At 64.0% G+C, this 18,394-nt stretch carries 14 protein-coding genes; 4 read left to right on the top strand and 10 right to left on the bottom strand.

The annotated features are described in order from the left end of the window. Position 1 precedes the first annotated feature (1 nt). Positions 2 to 1,843 (bottom strand): ABC transporter ATP-binding protein, encoded by a 1,842-nt coding sequence (locus B5G20_RS06195; RefSeq protein ID WP_087355928.1) that lies wholly within the window; start codon positions 1,841 to 1,843, stop codon positions 2 to 4. Between the two features lie 18 nt (positions 1,844 to 1,861). Continuing rightward, positions 1,862 to 2,698 (bottom strand): cell division protein FtsQ, encoded by an 837-nt coding sequence (locus B5G20_RS06190; protein WP_087355927.1) that lies wholly within the window; start codon positions 2,696 to 2,698, stop codon positions 1,862 to 1,864. A 372-nt stretch (positions 2,699 to 3,070) separates the two neighbouring features. Here B5G20_RS06190 and B5G20_RS06185 point away from each other — a divergent pair, with 372 nt between their 5' ends. Beyond that, a complete protein-coding gene (locus B5G20_RS06185) occupies positions 3,071 to 3,694 on the top strand; it encodes an HAD family phosphatase (protein WP_087355926.1) in 624 nt (207 codons plus the stop codon). Positions 3,695 to 3,962: 268 nt separating this feature from the next. On the opposite strand, the gene B5G20_RS06180 is transcribed toward B5G20_RS06185, so the two are convergent. Then, on the bottom strand, positions 3,963 to 5,177 hold the full coding sequence (locus B5G20_RS06180) for an aminotransferase class I/II-fold pyridoxal phosphate-dependent enzyme (protein ID WP_087355925.1): 1,215 nt from the start codon (positions 5,175 to 5,177) through the stop codon (positions 3,963 to 3,965). A 44-nt stretch (positions 5,178 to 5,221) separates the two neighbouring features. Then, the gene (locus tag B5G20_RS06175) at positions 5,222 to 6,169 is read right to left on the bottom strand and encodes an AraC family transcriptional regulator (RefSeq protein ID WP_087355924.1); all 948 of its coding nucleotides are present in this window, start codon (positions 6,167 to 6,169) and stop codon (positions 5,222 to 5,224) included. Between the two features lie 158 nt (positions 6,170 to 6,327). Between B5G20_RS06175 and B5G20_RS06170 the strand changes: the two genes are divergently transcribed. Next, a complete protein-coding gene (locus B5G20_RS06170) occupies positions 6,328 to 8,469 on the top strand; it encodes a TIM-barrel domain-containing protein (protein WP_087355923.1) in 2,142 nt (713 codons plus the stop codon). A gap of 255 nt (positions 8,470 to 8,724) precedes the next feature. Here B5G20_RS06170 and asnS read toward each other — a convergent pair whose 3' ends face one another. The 6 genes from asnS to B5G20_RS06140 all read right to left on the bottom strand — a co-directional run bounded on the left by asnS (position 8,725) and on the right by B5G20_RS06140 (position 15,987). Then, positions 8,725 to 10,128, bottom strand: a complete 1,404-nt coding sequence (gene asnS, locus B5G20_RS06165) for an asparagine--tRNA ligase (RefSeq protein WP_087355922.1) — start codon at positions 10,126 to 10,128, stop codon at positions 8,725 to 8,727. 205 nt (positions 10,129 to 10,333) lie between these two features. Further along, positions 10,334 to 11,128, bottom strand: coding sequence for an ABC transporter ATP-binding protein (locus B5G20_RS06160; RefSeq protein ID WP_087355921.1), 795 nt, complete (start codon positions 11,126 to 11,128; stop codon positions 10,334 to 10,336). A 2-nt stretch (positions 11,129 to 11,130) separates the two neighbouring features. Continuing rightward, complete coding sequence (locus B5G20_RS06155; RefSeq protein WP_087355920.1) at positions 11,131 to 12,093, bottom strand: ABC transporter permease; 963 nt, start codon at positions 12,091 to 12,093, stop codon at positions 11,131 to 11,133. A 229-nt stretch (positions 12,094 to 12,322) separates the two neighbouring features. Then, on the bottom strand, positions 12,323 to 13,360 hold the full coding sequence (locus B5G20_RS06150) for an ABC transporter substrate-binding protein (protein WP_087355919.1): 1,038 nt from the start codon (positions 13,358 to 13,360) through the stop codon (positions 12,323 to 12,325). A 58-nt stretch (positions 13,361 to 13,418) separates the two neighbouring features. Beyond that, positions 13,419 to 14,426 (bottom strand): ABC transporter substrate-binding protein, encoded by a 1,008-nt coding sequence (locus B5G20_RS06145; RefSeq protein ID WP_087355918.1) that lies wholly within the window; start codon positions 14,424 to 14,426, stop codon positions 13,419 to 13,421. 814 nt (positions 14,427 to 15,240) lie between these two features. Next, positions 15,241 to 15,987 carry a carboxymuconolactone decarboxylase family protein gene (locus tag B5G20_RS06140; RefSeq protein WP_087355917.1) on the bottom strand — a complete coding sequence of 249 codons (747 nt, stop codon included), beginning with the start codon at positions 15,985 to 15,987 and terminating at the stop codon, positions 15,241 to 15,243. A 246-nt stretch (positions 15,988 to 16,233) separates the two neighbouring features. Here B5G20_RS06140 and B5G20_RS06135 point away from each other — a divergent pair, with 246 nt between their 5' ends. Next, positions 16,234 to 17,037, top strand: coding sequence for an alpha/beta hydrolase family protein (locus B5G20_RS06135; RefSeq protein ID WP_087355916.1), 804 nt, complete (start codon positions 16,234 to 16,236; stop codon positions 17,035 to 17,037). A gap of 324 nt (positions 17,038 to 17,361) precedes the next feature. Further along, entirely contained in the window at positions 17,362 to 18,381 is a 1,020-nt protein-coding gene (locus B5G20_RS06130; protein ID WP_204207692.1) for an aldo/keto reductase, read from the top strand. Positions 18,382 to 18,394 lie beyond the last annotated feature (13 nt).

Here is an 18,394-nt window from a genome sequence, read left to right as displayed (position 1 = left end):
GCTATGCGACCTCCTTCTCACAGGCAGCGGATGGCGCGTTGGCAGCGGGCACTCCCGCGGACGGCGCGTCGGCTGTTCGCGTCTCGGCGACGGACACGTCGGCTACCGGGACATCGGCCGCCTCGCCCGTCGCCGCGTGGGCGAGCGCGCGGTACGCGTCGAAACTCATGAGGAAGTCCTCGATGTCGAAGCACGACGCACGACAGTCGAGGGCGGCACCCATGGCGTAGATCTCGGGTGGGCAGATACCTGACGCGCGCACGACCTCCTCGTCGTGGAAGATCTCCTCGGGGGCGCCGTCGCCAATGACGCGACCCTGGTTGAGCACGATCACGCGATCGGCAAACTGGCACACGAGCTGCATGTCGTGTGTAGCGATGACCACGGTGTCGGTAACACCGCGCAAGTCGGCGATGGTGCGCACAATCTCGCGGCGCGTCGCGATGTCGAGGTTCGCCGTTGGCTCGTCGAGCAGAAGGATCGGCGGGTCGAGCGCGATGCCGATGGCAAGCGATGCGCGCCGCATCTGGCCGCCCGACATGAGGCGTCCGTCGCGGTCGGCGAGGCGGGTGAGACGGAACCGCTCGACGAGCTCGTGGGCATGCTCGTCGGCGTCAACGCGACCGCGGGCGCGCATAGCAAAGGACACGTCGGCGCGGACGCTGTCCTTGATGAACATCTGCTCGGGGTTCTGGTAGACCAGCGAGATGGCGTCGGAGATCTCCTCCGCCCCGCGCCCGCGCGTGGAGACGCCCTTCAAGAGGACCTCGCCCCCCTGCGGCTTGACGAGTCCGCACATGAGCTTCATGAGCGTGGTCTTGCCAGCGCCGTTGGAACCCACGAGTGCGACCTTCTCGCCCTCATGAATAGCGAGGTCGAACCCATCGAACACCTGGCGCGGCGCACCCTTGACGCTGCGGTACGAAACGCTCACGCCGCGAAACTCCACTGCGGCGGGCACGTCCGCGCGCACGGGGCGCGCGGGGCAGGGCTGCGGCGTGAAGCCGAGGCCCGCGAACGCCTGGACGCCCTCGGCGACCGTGGTGGGCAGCGTGGCGCCGCTATCGAGCACACCCGTGTCTTTGAGCTCGCGAGCGGCGAGGGCGATCTCGGGTGGGTAGATATCGCTCGCGCGAAGGTCGTCCAGCTGGCGCAGGGCCTCGCGCGCCGGGAGCTTCCACGAGACGGCGCCCGCGTTCATGAGGACGGCGTGCTTGCAGTAGTCGGCGATGAAATCGGTGTGGTGCTCGATAACGATAATGGTCTTGCCATGGTTCTCGTTAAGCTCTCGCAGGACCTCGTAGGTTTGCCGAGCGTGATAGGGATCGAGCTGGGCGATGGGCTCATCTAAGATGATGACCTCAGGCTCGAGTGCGAGTGCACCGGCGAGCGCAAGCAGGTGCTTCTGACCGCCCGAGAGCGCCCAGACATAGCTCTCCGCCTTGTTGGCAAGGCCCACGAGCTCGAGCGCGCGCATGCCACGCGCAAGGTAGTCGGGCTGTGCGTAATTGAGGCTCGCGAACGATGCCTCATCGAGCACCGTGGGACGCACGAGCTGGTTCTCGAAGTCCTGGTAGACATAACCCACGTGCTGGGCGAGCTCGCCGAGCGGCGTCTGAGACGCATCAAGTCCCGAAACCATGAGGGTGCCGCTGATGTCGCCGGCGATGAACTGCGGAATGATGCCGTTCATCGCCTTGCAGAGCGTGGACTTACCGCACCCGTTCGCACCCATAATCGCGAGAAAGTCACCCTCCTCCACCTCCAGATCGAGATGGAGAAGGGTGGGATTCTCGGCGCCAGGGTAGGTAAAGGTCAAGTCGTTAATGGAGACGATTGCCATATCCGTACCCTCACACCCCTATGCGCGGGAGATCGTGGCGTTGCGATGCAGGCACCAGGCGGCAATCACGGCGATGACCACAGCGACGGCAAGGCCGGTCACGAGCGCACCGGTGCTCTCGGCCCACTCGGCCTCCCACTCAATCAGGGAAAAACCGGCCTTGGATACGCAGGCGGCAAGCACGGCGAGCACGAAGCAGACCACGGCGCCGAGCGCAAGGCGCGGGGAGGCCGCGTCGGCCACATCCTCGGGGGTACGGGGCTTGATGCCGAGCAGAGGCTCGATCTTGCCATAGAGGCGCGGGGCGAGGAAGAGCGTGGGCAGCAGGCAGAACAGAACGCCAGAGAAGAGCAGGTCGTTCAGGAAGGCGAAGCCCTCGGTGAAGTAGACCGACTCGGGAAGGCCGGGCACGGCCTCGAACTCCTCGACGGCCACGACGACCTTGATGATGTCGACGGCCGCGCTCATGGCGAGCTGGAGCGCCGTGGCGCCGAAGGCGGCGATGCCGACGCGCTTGATATCGCGCGGATCGGGCACGAGCTTACCGGCTACGTAGACGGCGATGGCGACGGTGAGGAACTTTTCGAGCTCGCCGAGGCCACCGAACTGGCCGAGCATGATCTCGGAAAACACGAGCTCGCCCGTAGCGGCACCGAGAGCAACCGACAGCGGGTCAAAGAGCATAGCAAGCGTCAACGGGATGAATAGAAAGAACTCGACCGAAAACTCAACGATGCCCACCTGAACGGACGGAATGAGTTCGGACACTAGCGTTGCCAAGCCGTACAGAGACATGCTGAGGACGAAGACCATCAGCTTGTGCGCCTGAGCGGCGGAGGTCGTGGAAGTTGACATGATAATCCCCTCTCTGATCGCGCCCGGCGAGGGGCGCGTTTGGGGGCACGTACGGCGCCGGCCGTGCGCACGGGGTGCCCCGGCTGCCGTCCTTATGGACGACATTGGGCATGATAGGGCGCTGACCTGCATGAATCAGTGATGCTAGCGTAAAGTGAAAATAAACTTTCAAGACCGGCAAGCATGAAAATAACCAGAAGAGCGCCACATTGTGGACCCGAATCCTCGCGCTCCCCATGAAAACGAATCGCAGAGCCGCCTTACCGTAAGCTGACAAATTGCACATGGAGGACGCGCGCCGCACTGGAGTGTACACTGGTGCTGGCAGCGGCACCGTTTGACGCCGTCAGCACCCCTGCGACAGGAGACGCTATGACCCTCACAGAGCCCATCATCAAAAACATCGTCTTCGACATGGGCAACGTGCTCATGACCTTCAACGGGCCGTACTTTGCGACGCGCTTCTCTGATAACGAGCAGGATGCCGCGCTCTTGCAGGCCGCCTATTTTGGGCGCGGTGAATGGGCGCTCCTGGACTCGGGCACCATCGGTTACCCGACCATGTTGCGCATCGCCGAGGCGCACCTGCCCGAACGACTCTGGCCCAACTTGCACGATATGGCGGCGCACTGGGCACGCTACTCCGAGCCCATCTGCGAGGTAAACGACCTCGCCCGCCATCTCTACGAGCAAGGCTATGACCTCTACCTGCTTTCGAACGCCGGCACGCGCATCGACGAGCAACTCGACCACTGCCCCGCCTATCCCCTTATGAAAGGGCGCGTGGTCTCCGCAGAGGAGAAGCTCATGAAGCCGGACCCCGCTATCTACGAGCTGCTTTGCAGGCGTTATGGACTCGTGCCGGCGGAATGCCTCTTTGTCGACGACAACGCGGACAACTGTCGCGGAGCCGAGGTCGCCGGCATGCAGGCGTTCCACTTCACGGGCGATGTCGCCGCACTCGCTGCGGCGATCGGCCTGTCACCGCAGCGATAAAACTCTCAAATGAGCCTTGGCGCACGGCGAGCCGCGGCGCTCTGCGCAAAAATTGATTTGCTGACCTTTTTGAAGGCTTAATCTATAAAATAACCCCCTGTTTATCTGGGCTTTTATTACCCAAAAAAGTGCCCTTTGCCCACCGGGGCGAAAGGGCACCAAGGAAGTCCCAGCTCATAGGGGCCCATAGGAGGTCAGCAAACGCATTTTTGCGCAGAGGGGTGTCATTCGCCTTGCGCGGTGCACGATGTCCCGGCCGCAAGTGGCCCTACGCGTTGAACACGTAGCGGTCGAGCCGTTCGAAGGCTTCCTGAACGCGCGCGAGCGGCAGCGCGAGGTTCATGCGAATATGGTGCGGTCCGTGGAAGGGGCGGCCATCCTGATAGTCGACGCCCACGCGCCAAGCCGTCTCAAGGAGCCAGTCCACGTCGCGACCGTGGGCAGCGCACCACTCCGTGCAGTCGAGGAAGAGCATGTAGGTGCCCTCGGGCTTGGTCACATGCACGCCCTCGAAGTGCTCGTCGATATAGCGGCACGCCCAGTCGACGTTTTTGCCCAGCACCTCGCGCAGCTCATCGACCCACTCGTAGCCCTCCGGCTTGTAGGCGCCAATGAGGGCGTGCATGGAGAGCACGTTCATCTCGTTGTAATGCGCCTTGGACGAGGCGGCGACCACGCGGTCGCGCAGGTAGTCGTTGTAGATGATGTGGTAGCTTCCCACGAGTCCCGCGAGGTTGAAGGTCTTGCTCGGCGCGTAGAGCGCCACGGTGCGCTGGCGCGCGTCTTCGGAGACCGACTGGGTGGGCGTGTGGGTGTGCCCGGGGAGAATGATGTCGGACCAGATCTCGTCCGAGATGACCACGCAGTCGTACTTGCGGTAGAGTTCCATCGCCTGCTCGAGCTCGGCGCGCTCCCATACGCGTCCGCAGGGGTTGTGCGGCGAGCACATCACCGCGACGTGGATCTTGTGCTCGGCGAGTTTGCGCTCCATGTCGGCGTAGTCCATGCGCCAGACGCCCGCTTCGTCCTGCACGAGCGGCGAGTGAACAATCTTGAAGCCGGCGTTCTCGATGCTACCGGTAAAACCGATGTAGGTGGGGCTGTGCAGCAGCACCGCGTCGCCCGGGCGCGCGAACGCCTGAAGCGTCGACACCACGCCGCCGAGCACGCCGTTCTCGTAGCCGATATGCTCGGGACGGAGTCCCGTGACGCCGTTGCGGGTCTCGTGCCAGCGGATGATGGATTGGAAGTACTCGTCGCGCGGCTCGAAGTAGCCGAAGTGGGGCTGGCGGGCGCGCTCAATCAGCGCCTCGGTCACGGTGGAAACCACGGGGAAGTTCATGTCGGCGACCCACATGGGAATGGCGTCGAAGCCCTCGGCGGGCTTGGTGGGGGCCATGCCGGTCGGTGTGTCGGTCAGGCCGTCCACCGCAACGGCATCCTGCCCGCGGCGGTCCATGATGGTCGTGAAATCGTACTTCATGCGCTCCCTCTTCCGTACCGAGCCGCACCAAGCGGCAAAGTTTCTTAGGCACAAACGCTATTTTTGTCAGCAGACGGGACAAAGTCAACGCCTGCTCCACCGACCTCGATTGCCTGATAATGTTCACGGTTCGCCCCATAGCTCCCGAGCACCGTCTTACGGTACCGCTGGGGCGAGACCTCCTTGAGCTCCTTGAATTTCTTGATGAAGTAGCTCGTGGACTGGAATCCGCACGAGAGGCCGATGTCAATGATCGAGCGGTCGGTGTCCAGCAGCTCGTCGCAGGCGCGCTCGATGCGGTAACGGTTGATGAAGGCCGTTGGGGTGAGACCGGTCGCGCGCTTGAAAAAGCGCGAGAAGTACTGCGGCTGGTACCCGCTCACCTGGGCGAGCGTGGCGCTCGATATCTGCTCGGCGTAATGGTCCTGCACGTAGCGAACCGCCTGTTCCGCCGCCGCAAGGCTGTGGCGGTCGCGCTCGTTCTCCACAAGGCTTCCGGTGCGGATGATTTCCTGAAAGATGCTAAGAAGGCATATCCGCACGTCGAGCGTGAAGCACGGGGGAAGGCCGCGGCAGTCGGCGAGAATCTGCTCAAACGCCGCGCCGATGGTGCCGCCCTCGTCGCGCACCGGGTTTCTCACCGTCAGGGTACCAGCGCGGTACGGGTCGATATAACGGCGCGATGCAACGTCTGCCTGCGCAAACTCCAAAAGCCCACCGTCAAATACAATCACAAAGAGGTGGCAGTCGCTCACGGCGCTGTAGCGGTGAAGGGTGCGGGGCTCAACGGCAAAGAGCTCGCGGGCGCCCACGCGGCGCGTGCTGCCGTCCTCAAACACGTCAATCGCGCCCTCGGCTACATAGACCCACTCCACCTCATCGTGCCAGTGGATGTAGCCGATGTCGCACCCCGCTTGGGCTCGCTGGTCAAAGGTATCAAGCGGAAAAAGGTCCGACCCGTGTTCCCTACCCTCTTTGAGGCGAGCGAGCATATGCACCGTCCTCCATGCCAAAAAGTCATAATCGTTATAGTTATACCGCCGAATCACGCAAGAATCCACCCGGCTCTCTGGGGTATCTTGTGGCGCAACGTCCCACGTAGAGCCAAGGCGCGCTGCCGAGGCACCGATGCGAGAAAGGTTTGGCCTTCATGATTGTTCGCTATCGTTTTGGACAACCCATCGAGACAGATGCCGTGCTCAACAAGCCCGCTGCAGAGACGGGCGAGGTGCGCCGCTTCACGGTGCACCGGCCCGGCGAGCCGCTCGAGCACGCGGCCGACCGCGCGTCCGAGGTGGACAACCCCGGCACGATCGGAAGCGATACGTTTGACGCCCGCAACCTCCAGAACCTCCTCTTCTTCACCTACACGATGGATCCCGATGACATCGTCTACGGTCTTGGCGAGCAGGTGCGCGGCATCAACAAGCGCAACTTTACCTACGTTTCGCGCTGCATGGACAACGCGCGCCACACCGAGGACCGCCACAGCCTCTACAGCGCCCACAACTTCTTTATCGTGAGCGGGCGCGAGACCTTCGGCGCCTTCTTCGACACCGCGGGCATCATCTCCTTCGACATGGGCGAGACCGACATCGACCGCATCCAGGTCGCGCTCGAATACCCCGACTGCGACCTCTACCTTATCGAGGGCGAGGACCCCACCGACATCGTCCGCCAGTTCCGCGCGCTCGTGGGCAGAAGCTACATCCCGCCCAAGTGGGCCTTCGGCTACCAGCAGAGCCGCTGGGCCTATAAGACGGAGGATGACTTCCGTGACATCGCGCGCCGCTACCGCGAGGCGGGCATCCCCCTCGATGCCATCTACATGGACATCGACTACATGGAGCGCTACAAGAGCTTCACCGTCGACCGCGAGCGTTTCCCACACTTTGAGAAGCTCACCGCCGAGCTCAAGGGCGACGGCATCCACCTCGTTCCCATCATCGACGCGGGCCTCAAGGTCGAGCCGGGCTACGACGTGTACGAGGAGGGCGTGGCCGAGAACCGCTTCTGCAAGAACGCCGCCGGCGAGGACTTCACCCTCGGCGTGTGGCCCGGCCACTGCCACCTGGTCGACGTCATGGACCCCGACAACCGCCGTTGGTTTGGCGACCAGTACCAAAAGCTCCTCGACCTCGGGATCGACGGCTTCTGGAACGATATGAACGAGCCCTCAATCTTCTATACCGAGGAACGTCTAGCCGAGGCGTACGCCAAGGTGGACGAGCTGCGCCAGGGCGAGCTCGACCTCAACACGTTCTTTGACATGGTCGCCACCTTCTCTGGCCTTTCCAACAACCCCGCCGACTACGAGCTCTTCTATCACACCATCGACGGCAAGCGCGTGCGCCACGATCGCGTGCACAACCTCTATGGCTCGAACCTCTCGCGTGCCGCGGGCGAGGCGTTCTGCCGCCTCTCGCCCGAGAAGCGCATCCTGCTCTTCTCGCGCAGCTCCATGATCGGCATGCACCGCGTGAGCGGCATCTGGACGGGCGACAACATGGCATGGTGGTCGCACCTCAAGCTCGCCGTCTGCCAGATGCCGGGCATCCAGATGTGCGGTTTCCTCTACTGCGGCCCCGACCTCGGCGGCTTTGGCAGCGATACCAACGAGGAGCTCATGACGCGCTGGTTGCAGTTCTCGGTCTTCACCCCGCTTATGCGCAACCACTCCGCGAGCCGCCGCGCACAGGAGCTCGACACGTTCAAGCACGTCGATACCATGCGCCACATCGTGGAGCTGCGCTACGCGCTTCTCCCCTACCTCTACAGCGAGTTTGTGAAGGCCGCGCTCAAAGGCGACCTCTACTTCAAGCCACTCGCCTTTGAGTTTGCAGACGACGAGCGCGCACGCCGTATCGAGGACCAGCTGCTTGTGGGCGAGTCCCTTATGATCGCGCCCGTGATCGAGGAGAACGCGCGCGGCCGCATGGTGTACCTACCCGAGCCCATGCGCATGGTGCGCTACCGCGCGCTTGATGACTACGCCACTGAGGACCTCGCCGCGGGCGACCATTACGTGAGCGCCGACCTCAACGAGATGGTCTTCTTCATCCGCCCCGGCCATATGGTGCCCGTCGCCCAGCCCGCGCCGAGCACGCAGGCGATGGACTTCGGCCACCTGCGCCTGCTTGCCAACAAGGGCGAGGCCGAGCGTATCACCTACACGCTCTACGACGATGACGGCTACACCACCGATATCGACGCGCCCGAGCACTTCCATACCATCGAGGTGACCGCGAGCGGCGCCCGCTGCGCCACCAAGCAGGTTGAGCTCATCGGCTAGGCGCGACCGCACCCGTTAGCTAACGCGACCACGCCCGGTTGCGAACGCAGCCGCACCCGACCGAGAAAACAGGCCTCCCCGGCGCCGCCCACAAGGGCACAGCGCCGGGGAGGCCAAACTTATCCCAACAAAGACAACGGTCCCTCCAAGTGCCGTAGATTCGTCCGAAAGAGGAGGGAGCACGCCTTAGGGCGGCGACCGACGATTGAGGACGAAGGAACGGTGCCCAGAGGGGCCGCTCTGGTTGAGAGGAGCTTAAAACTCGGCGTTGCCCACGGTGCGCGGGTGCGGCAGAACGTCGCGGATGTTGCCCACGCCCGTGAGGTACATCACGAGGCGCTCGAAGCCAAGGCCAAAGCCCGCGTGCTTGCAGGTGCCAAAGCGGCGCAGGTCCAGATAGTACTTGTACTGCTCGGCGTCCATACCGAGCTCGGCGATACGGCGCTCGAGCACGTCCAGGCGCTCCTCGCGCTGGCTGCCGCCGATGATCTCGCCGATGCCGGGCACGAGGCAGTCGGCCGCGGCCACGGTCTTGCCGTCGTCGTTGAGGCGCATGTAGAACGCCTTGATCTCGGCCGGGTAGTCGGTCACAAAGGTCGGGCGCTTGAAATGCTGCTCGGTGAGGAAGCGCTCGTGCTCGGTCTGCAGGTCGATGCCCCAGCTCACGGGGTAGTCGAACTTCTGCCCCTTGGCCACGGCCTCCTCCAGGATCTCGATGGCCTCGGTGTAGGTCACGCGCGCAAAGTCCGAGCTCGCCACGTGCTCCAGGCGCTCCAGGAGCCCCTTGTCCACAAAACGGTTGAGCATGGCCAGCTCGTCGGGGCAGGCCTCCTGCACGGCGCGGATCACGTACTTGAGCATGGCCTCGGCAAGGTTCATGTCGTCCTCGAGGTCGGCAAAGGCGATCTCGGGCTCGATCATCCAGAACTCGGCGGCGTGGCGGGTGGTGTTGGAGTTCTCGGCACGGAAGGTGGGGCCGAAGGTGTACACATCGCCAAAGGCCATGGCGAAGTTCTCGGCATTGAGCTGGCCCGAGACGGTGAGCGAGGCCGGCTTGCCAAAGAAGTCCTGGCTCCAGTCGATGCCGCCCTCCTCGGTGCGGGGCGGGTTCTCCATATCGAGCGTCGTCACGCGGAACATCTCGCCTGCGCCCTCACAATCGGACGTGGTGATGATCGGCGTGTTGACGTAGACAAAGCCGCGCTCCTGGAAGAACCGGTGGATCGCCGCGGCGGCCACGCTGCGCACCCGAAAGACGGCACGGAAGAGGTTCGTGCGCGGGCGCAGGTGCTGCTGGGTGCGCAGAAACTCAACCGTGGCGCGCTTCTTCTGCAGCGGATATTCCGGCGCGGAAGCGCCCTCGACCACAATGGACTCGGCCGCGAGCTCAAAGGGCTGCTGCGCCTCAGGGGTGAGCTTGAGGGTGCCCGTGCAGATGAGGGCGGCGGAGACGTTCTGATGGGCGATCTCGTCGTAGTTGGCGAGCGCATCGCGGTTCATAACGACCTGCAGGTCTTTAAAGCAGCTGCCGTCGTTGAGCGTCACGAAGCCGAAGTTCTTCATGTCGCGGATGGACTTGACCCAGCCGGCCACGGTTACGGTGGCCCCACCCAGCTCCTCGGAGCGGCGGTAGAGCTCTGCGATCTTGGTGCGATCCATGCGGTTCCTTTCGTGTTCCCGGCACAGGGGCGCGCCACGCCCCGGCGCAGGCAGATTCAACCGTTCACCATGATAGCAGCCGGCCCCGCCCGCCGCGAACGGCAGAGCCGCGCCGCAACCAAAAACGGGCCGAGCCCGTCACCGCTCGCGCGGCTTGGAGCCCGGCCCGCTCGACAGACGGCCCGCCCTCGCGGGACGTCCCAGTTTAACTCAAGAGCATACGGTCGTTGGCGAGCTCGCCGCCCGAGACCTCCTCGAACTTCTGCAGCAGGTCCTGCACGGTGAGCGAGCGCTTCTCGGCGCCGGACACGTCGTAGATAATCCGCCCCTCGTGCATCATGATGAGGCGGTTGCCCAGGCGGATGGCGTCGTTCATGTTGTGCGTCACCATGAGCGTGGTGAGATGCCGCTCGTCCACGATCTTCTCGGTGAGCGCGAGCACCTTGGCGGCCGTCTTGGGGTCGAGCGCCGCGGTGTGCTCGTCGAGCAGAAGCAGCTTGGGCTCGGTGAGGGTCGCCATGAGGAGCGTGAGCGCCTGGCGCTGGCCGCCCGAGAGCAGGCCCACCTTGCTCGTGAGGCGACGCTCGAGCCCGAGCCCCAGCTCGCGCAGGCGCTCGGCGTACTCCTCCTTCTCGGCGCGGGTGACGCCCCAAGCGAGCGTGCGGGTCTTGCCGCGGCGCTTGGCCATGGCGAGGTTCTCCACGATCTGCATGTCGGCCGCGGTGCCCATCATCGGGTCCTGGAAGACGCGTCCCAGGTACTGGGCGCGCGCCGGCTCGGAGAGGCGCGAGATGTTCTTGCCGTCGAGCACGATCGTGCCCGCGTCGATGGGGTACACGCCCGCAATCATGTTCATGAGGGTCGACTTGCCAGCGCCGTTGCCGCCGATCACCGTCACAAAGTCGCCGGACGCGAGGTGCAGGTTGCAGTCGATGAGTGCGCGCTTCTCGTTGATGGTCCCGGCGTTGAAGGTCTTGGAAACATGCGTGAGCTTGAGCACGGCTACCGCCCCCCTTCTGCGGTCGAGCCGTCCACGGCGGCCACCTCGCGCGAGGCGCGGGCGTAGGCACGGCGCAGCTGGTAGCGCTCCCACACCACGGGCACGCAGAGCGCGAGCGCCACGATGATGGCGGAGAGGAGCTTCATGTCGTTGGCGTCCATGCCCATCTGGAGCACGATGGCGCGGATGAGGAAGTACACCACCGAGCCCACCACGGCCGACGCAAGCCGCCCGCCAAAGGCGTGCAGCTTGGCACCCGGCAGCACGCGCCAGAGCACTTCGCCGATTACGATGGCGGCAAGGCCGATCACAATGGCGCCCGTGCCCATGCCGATATCGGCGTACTTCTGGCTCTCGCAGATGAGCCCGCCCGAAAGGCCCACGAGGCCGTTGGAGAGCGTGAGGGCGATCATCTTGGTGACCTTGGTGTTGACGCCGAGCGCACGCACCATGGCCTCGTTGTTGCCCGTGGCGCGGCAGGCCGAGCCGATCTCGGTCCCAAAGAACCAGTACAGCGCCACGATGATGACCACGGCGACAATCAGGCCCACGATGATGGCACCCACGTTGGTGGAGAGCCCGGTGGCATCGGTGACCTCGCTAAAGATGGTGGCGTTCTTGAGCAGCGGCGTGTTGGACTTGCCCATGATGCGCAGGTTGATGGACCACAGGCCGATCTGCGTGAGAATACCGGCGAGAATGGCAGGAATCTCGAAAACCGTGTGGAGGAAGCCCGTCACCGCGCCGGCCACCATGCCCGCGACCATGGCGGCGAGGATGGCGAGCAGCGGGTCGACGCCGGAGACCACGAGCACGGCGCACACGCAGCCGCCGAGAGCAAAGCTGCCGTCGACCGTAAGGTCTGCGATGTCGAGCAGCTTATAGGTTATAAACACCCCGAGCACCATGATGCCCCAGAGAATACCTTGGGATACGGCACCCAGAAGCGCGAGCGCAAGCCCCATATCGTCCCCTTCCGTCTATCCGGGCACGGGCGCCCGGACGCTGTAGCCGAACAAGCCTCGACGGCATGCCGTCGAGGCGCAGGTGGTTCGATAGTGTAACAGGCTGCGGCGCACATGGTGAGCACGCGGGCGCGCGTAACGCGCCGGAAACCGATGCGGGGTAATAAAAAAGCAGCCCGCCCGGATTTCTCACCCGGTCGGGCCGCATCGTCAGGCGTTGCTCGCCCGCTTAGGAGGCGCTCACGTCCTCGCCGCCCTCGGCGGCAAGTGCACTCACGTCAACGCCGATCTGGTCGGCGGTCTCCTGGTTGTAGACCAGGTCGCACTCGCTCGCGGACATCGTCTCGATGGCCATCTCGGCCGGGTCGGCACCCTCGGTGAGAATCTGCACGGCCATCTCGCCCGCACGGTAGCCGAGCTCCTCGTAGTTGATGGAGACACTCGCCAGGCCGCCGGCCTCGACCTCGCCTACCTCACCGCAGATCGTGGGGATCTTCGCCTCGTTGGCAATGGAGGCGACCTGCGTCATGGCGGCCGAGATGGTGTTGTCGGTGGGAACATAGATGGCATCGACCTGCCCCACCATAGACTCCACCACGGACTGGATCTCGTTGGAGCTCGAGACGGTGTACTCCACGCCCGTAAGGCCGACGGCCTCGAGCTCCTCGGAGGCCATCTCGATCTGGATGTCGGAGTTGGACTCGGCGGTGCAGTAGAGCAGGCCCACCGTCTTGGCATCGGGCAGCAGCTCGTGCAGCAGGTCGATCTGGTCGGCCACGGGGTTCATGTCGGACGAGCCGGTGAGGTTGCCGCCCGGCGCGTCGTTGCTGTCCACGAGGCCCGAAGCGGCAAAGTCGGTAATCGCCGTGCCCACGACGGGGATGTCGGTCGTGGCGCCCGCGACGGCCTGCGCAGCCGGCGTGCCGATAGCCAGAATAAGGTCGCAGCCGTCGTTGACGAGCGTCTGCGCGATCGTCTGGCAGGCGGACTGGTCGTTCTGGGCGTTCTGCTGCTCGATGGTGTAGTCGATGCCCGAGTCGTCGAGCGCCTCGACAAAGCCCTCGTTGGCCGCGTCGAGCGCCGCGTGCTCGGTGAGCTGCAGCACGCCAATCTTGTAGGTGGCGCCACTCGAGGCGTCCGCCTCGGCGGTGGAGCCGGAGGCCGAGCCGCCGCCGTCACTGCAGCCGGCAAGGGCGAACGCACCCGTCGCCACGGCGGCGCCGGCCATTCCCTTAGCAAAGGCGCGGCGGTCGATGGTCATAGTCATAGCTGGTCCTTTCGGTAGAAATCGGGGCCCGGTGCGCGGGCCCCGACAATCAAACGGCTTAAACGATCTCGGCGTCCTTAAGCCCGGAGATGTCGACGCCCACCTCATCGGCCGTCGCCTGGTTGGCGATGAGCTGGCACTCGCTCGCATCGAGGTACTCGATGGGCATGTCAGCCGGGTCGGCGCCCTCGGTGAGGATCTTCACGGCCATCTCGCCCGCCTTGTACCCCAGGTCGTAGTAGTTGATGCTGTACGAGGCGAGGCCGCCGTCCTCGACCATGGTATCGCAACCCACGATCACGGGCAGCTTGTTCTCGTTGGCGACCATGGCAACCGTGGACATGCCGGCGGCGATGGTGTTGTCGGTGGGCGCGTAGATGGCGTCGACCTTGCCGACCATCGACTCGATGACCTGCTGGATCTCGTTGGAGCTCGAGACCGTGTAGCGCTCGTGGGCGATACCCGCCTCGTCGAGGGCCTCCTCGGCCATCTGGATCTGCACCTCGGAGTTTGACTCGGCGGTGCAGAAGAGCAGACCCACCGTCTTGACGTCGGGCACGAGCTCCTGCAGAAGCTCGATCTGGTCGGCGACCGGGGTGAGGTCGGAGCTGCCCGTCACGTTGCCGCCGGGGGCGTCGTTGCTCTCCACCAGGCCGGACTCGGCGAAATCGGTGATCGCCGTGCCCAGGATGGGGATATCGGTCGTGGCACCGGCCATGGCCTGCGCGGCGGGCGTGCCGATGGCGAGCACGAGGTCGTCGCCGTCGTTCACGAACTTGGAGGCGATCGTCTGGCAGGCGGACTGGTCGTTCTGCGCGTTCTGCTGGTCGATGGTGTAGCTGATGCCCGAGTCATCGAGCGCCGCGACAAAGCCCTCGTTGGCCGCGTCGAGCGCCGCGTGCTCCGTGAGCTGGAGGACGCCGATCGAATACGTGGTGCCGGCGTCGGCGCTACCGGACGTGCCGGCCGAGCCCTCCGCCCTACCGCCGTTTCCGCCGCAAGCCGTGAGCGCGAGGGCAAGGGCCCCCGTGACCAGGGTTGCGCCAAGGGTCTTGAGTCGCTTCATGTGCGAGCTCCTTCATACGAAGATGGATACTTCCCCCACCCGGCCGCGGGCACGGGCCCGAGCCGGATAGGGTTTTATGATAGTGAAGGTCCTCGCCAAGCCCTGGACGTCACGAAGTGTTAACCTTGCACACCGCTCGTCGCACGGCCGCCGCCGTTCGCCGACGGCTCAACGTAGACCGACCCGAGAGGGCGCTCCGTCCTCTGTCGTGTCCCGTCGCGGCGCGTCCTCCAGATTGCCCGCCTGGCCAAAAACCAGCTCGAAAAAGTAATTCAGGCTTGCAAACTCCCTTGCGGGAACGGTTCTACAGCCGAATGCGCAGGCCAAAAGACGCATTACGATATATAAAATAGCTAAATTAACAACACGCTCTCCGAGAACTGCCGCCCTCAGGCAGCTTGAGACGCTTCCCAAGATCTGAAAATACTTTTTCGACCATCTATTTGGCCACACCGCCCCACAAATGCAGCCCCGGAACCCTCCGCGAGCGACATTGGATAAAGAAACGAGCTTCCCGAGTGCGCGAGTGCGGGCGATTCGCCAGAAATGAGAGGCGGCGCGCGACCGCCCCGGCACTAACCGCCGGAGCGGAGCGGACACTAACGAACGGCGCGTGACCTACGCAACCCGCTAAGCCACCTTACGAAGTCCCAAGCACAAGGTTGACGGTATTTGACCTCCAGAAGCGAGCTTCAGCCGTTCGCCTCCCCCAAGTCCAACAACGATTCTCGGCAGAAACAACCTGTCCTTTTGCCCACACCCCCAAGATGCGTTTTTAACAGCCGTTCTCCCTGTAATCGCCGACAGGATGGGGCTATCTCATGGCGGCGTTATCGACACAGGCCAGCGCGTTCAGGCTGCGCGGATAGCCGATGTAGGGCAGGCACTGCTCCACCACGCGATACATGAAGTCCTTCGTGCGGCCGAGACCCATATTGGCAGCGGCGTGGCTCGTGAGCTGCGGCTCGCAGCCGCCCTGGGCGGCGATGTAGCAGAACGTCACGAGCTCGCGATCAAGGTCGGAGAGACCTCCGCGCGTATAGTAGTCGCCAAAGCAGTTGTCGGCGAGCCAGCGGTTTACCACCGAGCGCTCCGGAGCACCCTTGGTCCATCTCTCGCGCATACCCTCGCCAAAGTAATCGATCTGTTTCTGGTTGCCGGCGGTCAGGCGCGTCTCGGGTGTGGTGGTCGACTGGCCTTCGAGCGGCAGCTCGATCCCGCGCTCGGCGAGCACTTCGTCAACCGCCTTCACAAACGGGAAGGCGCGACCGAGACCCAGATAGGCAGTCCCCTGGTAGGCAACCTCTTTGATCTCGACAGGCGTCAAACCCGCATCGAGCGCACAGCCAGCCTGAATGCGAAACATGTCGAGCCCCTGGCAGCCCATGAGCGCGGCGAGTATCGCCAGGTAGCGTTCGCGCTCATGCAGCTCGGCCGCCGGCTCGCCGGGCACCTCGGCGCCCGCGAACGCAGACGCAAACCGCGCGTACTCCGGATTGGCCTCGCCCAGCGAGCCGGCTCCGTTGCCAAAAACCTTCTCTTGAAACGTAGCGGCATCCATACCTTGCTCCTTAGCTTGTATGCCTGATATTAAGTGACGATATGTTACATAACATGATAACACAGATATCCGCGACGCGTATTCGGAAGAATGTCTGGGAGCTCCGATCACGCCCCGATTTTCGCATAGAGTCCTTGCCCCATGCCCCGCCGGCGCATCGGCGGCACTTCGCCGACGCCTCCACGATGGATATGCCCTCATCGCCTACAATCATCACGGACAACATCCCCAAGAAAAGGAGCCCGTATGGCACGTTCCGTTACCAACTTCTATTCGTATGTGCTCAACCGCGCCGTCGACATCTCGGTGGTGGTGCCGTCGGTGACCTGCCCGGAGTCGCTCGGTCTCACCGGCGAGACCCCCTCGCACCAGTTGCCGGCGCCCTTCCCGGTGCTCTACCTGCTGCACGGCTTTGGCAACAACCACGCGCAGTGGATGGGCTACTCCAACGTCGAGATGTACGCCGAGGAGCGCCGCATCGCCGTGGTCACCATGTCTGCCGAGAACAAGGGCTATGCCAAAGTCGGCGGCGACGACTTCAAGCGCTTCGTCGACGTCGAGCTGCCCGAGTTCGTGACCAGCTACTTCCCCGTTTCCGCCAAGCCCGAGGAAACCTACATCGCCGGCCTCTCGATGGGCGGCTTTGGGGCGCTGTATCACGGCCTCGCGCACCCCGAACGCTACCGCGCCATCGGGTCGTTCTCGGGCGGTATCGGCATCAACCCCGAAACGCTGGCGAACAACGTCCATATAGGCGATCAGGGCGCACCGCTGCCCGAGGAATACGATCTGGCAGCGCTCGCCAAGAAGGATGTCGAGGCGGGCGTGAAGCTCCCGCCGCTCTACATCGCCTGCGGCACCGAGGACTTCCTCTACAAGGCAAACGCCGCGTTCGTCGACGAGCTCAAGGGCCTGGGCACCGACATCACCTGGGATGCCGTGGAGGGCTACACCCACGAGTGGCGCTTCTGGGACCTCGAGGTCGAGCGCTTTCTCGACTGGATCCCGCGCGACGACATCTACGCCAAGATGGGCAAGCGCTCGGTCTAGGCGTTCGCCGTCCGCCCAATCGTCCAAACATGATGGGGCGGCGCGCATCGACGCGCTTCCGCAACACGCCTACTACACCGTGCCCGAAGAGCCGCCCGCCTTCGTACTCGTGGAAAACGACTACACCCAGCAGGCCTAACAACGGGAACGCCGGGTCCCATGAGATGACCCGGCGTTCCCGCGTATCGCGGCACAAACCCGCATCATCGAACCGCTACACCCGTAGCGCCGTCAAACCATCGCACGAGCCGCATCACCGTAAACAGCACGATCGAACCACCTCATCAGATTGGAGCCCGCATAAACACGCGCACCCTTGGCACGTTGACCGTTTCAGAGATCGGCATGGGATGCATGGGGCTCTCCCACGGCTACGGTGAAATCCCCAACCATGACTACAGCATCGAGGCCATTCGCCGTGCCTATGACGCCGAATGCACCTTCTTTGACACCGCCGAGGCCTATGGCCCCAACCTCGCTCCCGAAAACCGCGGCCACAACGAGCGCCTCGTGGGTGAGGCGGTCGAGCCCTTCCGCAACAAGGTGGTTTTGGCCACCAAGTTGCACCTTGATACAACGGAAGTCGCGCAGGCAGGGCTTGAAGCCACCATCCGTGCACACCTTGCCGCCTCACTCGAGCGGCTGCGCACCGACCATGTGGAGCTCTACTACCTCCACCGCGTGAACACGCAGATTCCCCTTGAGGACGTGGCGCGCGTCATGGCGCGGCTCATCGACGAGGGCCTCATCGGTGGCTGGGGCCTCTCGCAGGTCTCGGTCGAGATGCTCGACCGTGCGCATCAAACCTGCCCGGTCACGGCGGTGCAGAGCATCTACTCGATGGTCGAGCGCGGGCTCGAGGAATCGGTGATTCCCTACTGCCAAGCGCGCGGCATCGGTGTTGTGGCGTTCTCGCCGATTGCAAGCGGCCTTTTGGCCGGCACCCTCACGGCACAGAGTGATTTTTCGCACGCGGACGATGTGCGCAAGTTCGTGCCGCAGCTCAAACCCGAGAACCTCGCTGCCAACCAGCCCATCGTGGATTTGCTGCGCCAGGTGGCCAGCGCAAAGGTCGCCACGCCCGCGCAGATCTCGCTAGCGTGGATGCTCCACAAATGGCCCCACGTGGTACCCATCCCTGGCTCCAAGCATCAAGAACGCATCCTCGAGAATCTGGGTGCCGCAGCGGTGACGCTCACCGACCATGAGTTCTCCCAGCTCGAGGATGCGCTCGAGGCGCTGCCGGTGGCAGGTCACCGTGGCCACGTGCAGGTGGAGGGCGAGTCTATGGCATCGTGGGGCGCGCACGAGAAACGCACCCGCAACGCGCCTTCCGCTTCCTAGACCTATCGCTTCC

This window comes from Collinsella sp. An7, from assembly GCF_002159335.1.
Classification (GTDB): Bacteria; Actinomycetota; Coriobacteriia; order Coriobacteriales; family Coriobacteriaceae; genus Coprousia.
This window is presented reverse-complemented; position numbering and strand designations above follow the sequence as displayed.

Coding starts and splice junctions, on each gene's coding strand:
- asnS (WP_087355922.1), bottom strand. CDS start 10,128: ATGGATCGCACCAAGATCGCAGAGCTCTACCGCCGCTCCGAGGAGCTG.
- B5G20_RS06195 (WP_087355928.1), bottom strand. CDS start 1,843: ATGGCAATCGTCTCCATTAACGACTTGACCTTTACCTACCCTGGCGCC.
- B5G20_RS06140 (WP_087355917.1), bottom strand. CDS start 15,987: ATGGATGCCGCTACGTTTCAAGAGAAGGTTTTTGGCAACGGAGCCGGC.
- B5G20_RS06155 (WP_087355920.1), bottom strand. CDS start 12,093: ATGGGGCTTGCGCTCGCGCTTCTGGGTGCCGTATCCCAAGGTATTCTC.
- B5G20_RS06175 (WP_087355924.1), bottom strand. CDS start 6,169: ATGCTCGCTCGCCTCAAAGAGGGTAGGGAACACGGGTCGGACCTTTTT.
- B5G20_RS06135 (WP_087355916.1), top strand. CDS start 16,234: ATGGCACGTTCCGTTACCAACTTCTATTCGTATGTGCTCAACCGCGCC.
- B5G20_RS06180 (WP_087355925.1), bottom strand. CDS start 5,177: ATGAAGTACGATTTCACGACCATCATGGACCGCCGCGGGCAGGATGCC.
- B5G20_RS06185 (WP_087355926.1), top strand. CDS start 3,071: ATGACCCTCACAGAGCCCATCATCAAAAACATCGTCTTCGACATGGGC.
- B5G20_RS06150 (WP_087355919.1), bottom strand. CDS start 13,360: ATGACTATGACCATCGACCGCCGCGCCTTTGCTAAGGGAATGGCCGGC.
- B5G20_RS06170 (WP_087355923.1), top strand. CDS start 6,328: ATGATTGTTCGCTATCGTTTTGGACAACCCATCGAGACAGATGCCGTG.
- B5G20_RS06190 (WP_087355927.1), bottom strand. CDS start 2,698: ATGTCAACTTCCACGACCTCCGCCGCTCAGGCGCACAAGCTGATGGTC.
- B5G20_RS06145 (WP_087355918.1), bottom strand. CDS start 14,426: ATGAAGCGACTCAAGACCCTTGGCGCAACCCTGGTCACGGGGGCCCTT.